The 3,295-nt window shown below is 66.2% G+C and carries 3 protein-coding genes; 1 reads left to right on the top strand and 2 read right to left on the bottom strand.

The window, feature by feature from the left end; translation table 11 throughout:
* Positions 1-68 precede the first annotated feature (68 nt).
* Together EP26_RS35905 and EP26_RS37090 are read right to left on the bottom strand one after the other, a co-directional pair.
* Positions 69-260, bottom strand: coding sequence for a hypothetical protein (locus EP26_RS35905; RefSeq protein ID WP_157033960.1), 192 nt, complete (start codon positions 258-260; stop codon positions 69-71).
* Positions 257-1,252 carry a dienelactone hydrolase family protein gene (locus EP26_RS37090; RefSeq protein ID WP_211259625.1) on the bottom strand — a complete coding sequence of 332 codons (996 nt, stop codon included), beginning with the start codon at positions 1,250-1,252 and terminating at the stop codon, positions 257-259. The genes EP26_RS35905 and EP26_RS37090 overlap by 4 nt, the downstream gene beginning before the upstream one ends.
* A 201-nt stretch (positions 1,253-1,453) precedes the next feature.
* On the opposite strand from EP26_RS37090, the gene EP26_RS32765 reads away from it, so the two are divergent.
* Entirely contained in the window at positions 1,454-3,004 is a 1,551-nt protein-coding gene (locus EP26_RS32765) for a winged helix-turn-helix domain-containing protein (RefSeq protein ID WP_084113176.1), read from the top strand.
* Positions 3,005-3,295 lie beyond the last annotated feature (291 nt).

Raw genomic sequence — 3,295 nt, forward strand, 5'->3', positions numbered from 1 at the left:
AGCCTGGAACGCGCTGATGCGCAGACCAGAGCAGGTCACCTCCATCACCACCCGTGCCTGGGCTCAGGTCAAGCTCTAGGGCGGCTGGTATAAGCCGCACCATAGCCCGCCAACAGCACCAGAAAGGCGCCGGCCACCACCAACCAGCCGCGGAACAGCAGCGGCGGCGCGGGACGGCGCCGCCGCGGTTGCCTAGGAAGGTTGCCGCGGCGTCCGGGTTTGGCGGCCGCGTGCAGCAGCGACATTGCCGCCTTGCTCATCGAGTGCCGGTCCGGAACGCGAGGCCCAGGAAGCTGGCGACCTGGGCGGCCGACATGGCGGCCAGCTCCGGCCAAGGCAGGGCTGCGACCAAGCCAGCGCCGTCGGGCCGTGGCAGCAGGATGCGGTGCGCCTGGCCATAGCTTGGGTAGTCCCAGGCATATCCAGCGTCTGCATAGGTGATGCGGCGCACAGGACGCCCAGCGCGGCCAAGCTGAGTAACAAGCTCCGCGCAGGCTTGAGCACTGTTGCTTGCATCACTCCCCCCATGCAGCACGAGCAGCGGGTCCGCCGCGGTTGCCGACGCGTCGGCCAGACCGGCACAGCCGGGGTAGAGCAGGACGCGTGCTGCGACCCCATGCCCGAAACTGAGAACCTGCCGCGCGCCTGCACCGAAACCGAGGACGCCGACCGGCACCCCGACAAGGCCCGCCGCGGCCGGCAGCATGGCGGTAGCCCGCGCGACTGCCACCCCATCTTCCTCACCGCTCTGTATTTCAAACACGGCGATGTCGCCGCCGAGAAGTTGGTCGACATAGGTCGCGCTGCGCGGATCGGCGCCCTGCCCGTCAGAAAAGAGCAGCACGAGCCCTGTAGGTGGTCGGTGCGCCGGCAGCAGGAGCATGCCACCCAGTCCGCCTGCCTCCAGGAAGCGCACCTCGCCGGCCGGTGACGCTGGCGCCTCCCGGCCAGCGGCAGGGCCGGGCGCCAACAGCACGGCGAGCAGCAGCGCGGTGACTGCCCAGCTGCTACGGGGCTGGCCCTGCGGCACATCGCCGACAAAACCTTGTTCCCAGAGACGCCAGAGATTGATCGGCAGCAACGCGACATGCAGCAGCAGGATCGGCAGCAGCCCAAGCTGTATGGCGTAGGCAATGAAGGCAACGTTGCTGGCGATTGCGATCCTTCGCAGCGGCCGCATGCGCCGCATCAGGAAGGCTGCGAGTACGCACCCGCTGGCAACCCAACCCGAAGCTTCGGCAAGGTAGTCCATGGCCATCCTGCTCCGCTGAAGAGGACGGCTCCGACGGTGCTCCACGCGGGCGGCGTGGGCCTGAAACCGATGTGAAATTGCGCTGACACCGAAGTGAAATCCGGGTTCGGAACGGTCTCCCTGGCTGTGCTCCTGCTTTTCTGTCCATCGTGCTATGTAACCAAGGGAATGCTGATCATCTCCGCTGCCGGGATGTGACGGATGAGATTTCCAAGCTACGCCATTGGGAAGCGAGTCTTCGAGCCGCACCGAGGCGCTCTCCGTGCGCCCGATGGGACGGAGACGGTTCTCCGACCAAAAACGGCACAGGTGCTGCTGTACCTTGCTGAGCGGGGTGGGCAGGTGGTCTCCCGACACGAGCTGGTTGAGGCGGTCTGGCCCGGCGTCTACGTTACAGAGAACGGCCTGACCCAATGCGTGGCAGACATCCGCCGTGCTCTGGGTCCTGAGGAGGCGCTGCTAAGTACCCTGCCGCGCCGCGGCTACGTGCTCAACATGACGCCGGTGGCTGTGGCGGCGATGCCAGCGGAGGGGCCCTGCGCCGTCCGGCACCCGAGCGGCATCCCAGTGTTTGCGATGATGCCATTCAGGCTGCCATGCGGCAGCGACCCCAGCCTTGTGGCCTTCGCCGACATTCTGCTCGACAGCGTCGTCGGCTCGCTTTCGGCGTTGCGCGAGCCGATCGTGATCTCGGCCAACTCGACCCGTCACTTGACTGGCGTGAGGGAGGACGTGCCTGCGCTCGCCCGGCGGGTCGGAGCTGACTATCTCGCCTCTGGCAGCCTGCAGCGCTTAGGGGAGCGGGTGCGCCTATCGGTTGAGGTGTCCGAGGCGGCGCAAGGTGCCGTGGTTTGGCACCGCGCCTACGATCTGACCGCGGCTGGCCTGTTCGAGGCACCGGACGAATTAGCAACGACCATCGCCCACATGGTGATGCCCCGGCTGCGCGATGCGGAGCTGCGCCGTGCGCTGCGCCGGCAGCATGACATCAGCGCCTATCACATGGTGCTGCAGGCGCAGGCGATGATGTTCCGGCTTGAGCGTGACAGCTTCCACGCCGCTGGCGGGATGCTGCACCATGCCGTCGCGCTCGACCCTGGCTTTGCTACGCCGCACGCCGCGCTAGCCCATTGGCACAGCCTGCGCATCGGCCAGCGCTGGTCGGCCGACTCGGCGGCGGAAGCGCGGGCGTTAGAGGTCGAGGCCCGCTTGGCGCTGGAGCTGGATGGAGGCCATGCCCGGGCGCTCGCGTTGCTCGGACACAGCCGAACCATCCTGCACCGGGACTACGATCAGGCGCAGGATCTGCTCGATCGCGCGTTGGATATGGCACCGAACGACGCTGAAACCTGCCTGTGGACGAGTCCGACGCTGGCCTATACCGGCCGGACGACCGAGGCGGTGGGCAACGCGGAACGTGCCATCCGCCTCTCGCCCGAGGATCCGTTCCTGTTCCGCTACCAGCATTTCCTGAGCATCGCGCATTACGCAAATGGCTGCTGGGAACAGGCTGCGCAATGGGGATTACGGTCCGTAAGGAATAACCCCGACTACACCTCGAACTTGGCTATGACCTCCGCCGCGCTCGCAGCGCTGGGCCGTACTGAGGAGGCACGTCCGTACGTGACGCGCTTCACCAATTTGGTGCCAAGTTATCGCGTCAGCGCCACTATACCACGCATGGCCTTTCGCAACGTGGCCCAGCGGGAGCGGTACGGACAACATCTCATCGCTGCCGGTTTCCCCCCTTAAGGCCAGGAGACTATGCCGAAGCAGCGTTCAATCTACGCTCGAGGTCAACTTCGGCTTTAGGTGCAAGCCGGGCGAGAGCGAACCGCGCATGACAAGCCTGACCCGCAGCACGCGGGACTTACCGCATGTGATTGACGGTGCAATGCGCTTGGGACGTAGCCACGATCTCCGGCCCTTCCCGTGGTCGAATCCCGAAGCGCCCCTGCCTGCCCTCATACCCGGCGTCTGAAGGTCTGCCTCTTGGGGCTTGATCCGACGCGGACGGACGTGATTCATCGGCTGGCATGGCAT

Source organism: Belnapia moabensis DSM 16746 (assembly GCF_000745835.1).
GTDB lineage: Bacteria > Pseudomonadota > Alphaproteobacteria > Acetobacterales > Acetobacteraceae > Belnapia > Belnapia moabensis.

Coding starts and splice junctions, on each gene's coding strand:
- EP26_RS37090 (WP_211259625.1), bottom strand. CDS start 1,252: ATGGACTACCTTGCCGAAGCTTCGGGTTGGGTTGCCAGCGGGTGCGTA.
- EP26_RS35905 (WP_157033960.1), bottom strand. CDS start 260: ATGAGCAAGGCGGCAATGTCGCTGCTGCACGCGGCCGCCAAACCCGGA.
- EP26_RS32765 (WP_084113176.1), top strand. CDS start 1,454: ATGAGATTTCCAAGCTACGCCATTGGGAAGCGAGTCTTCGAGCCGCAC.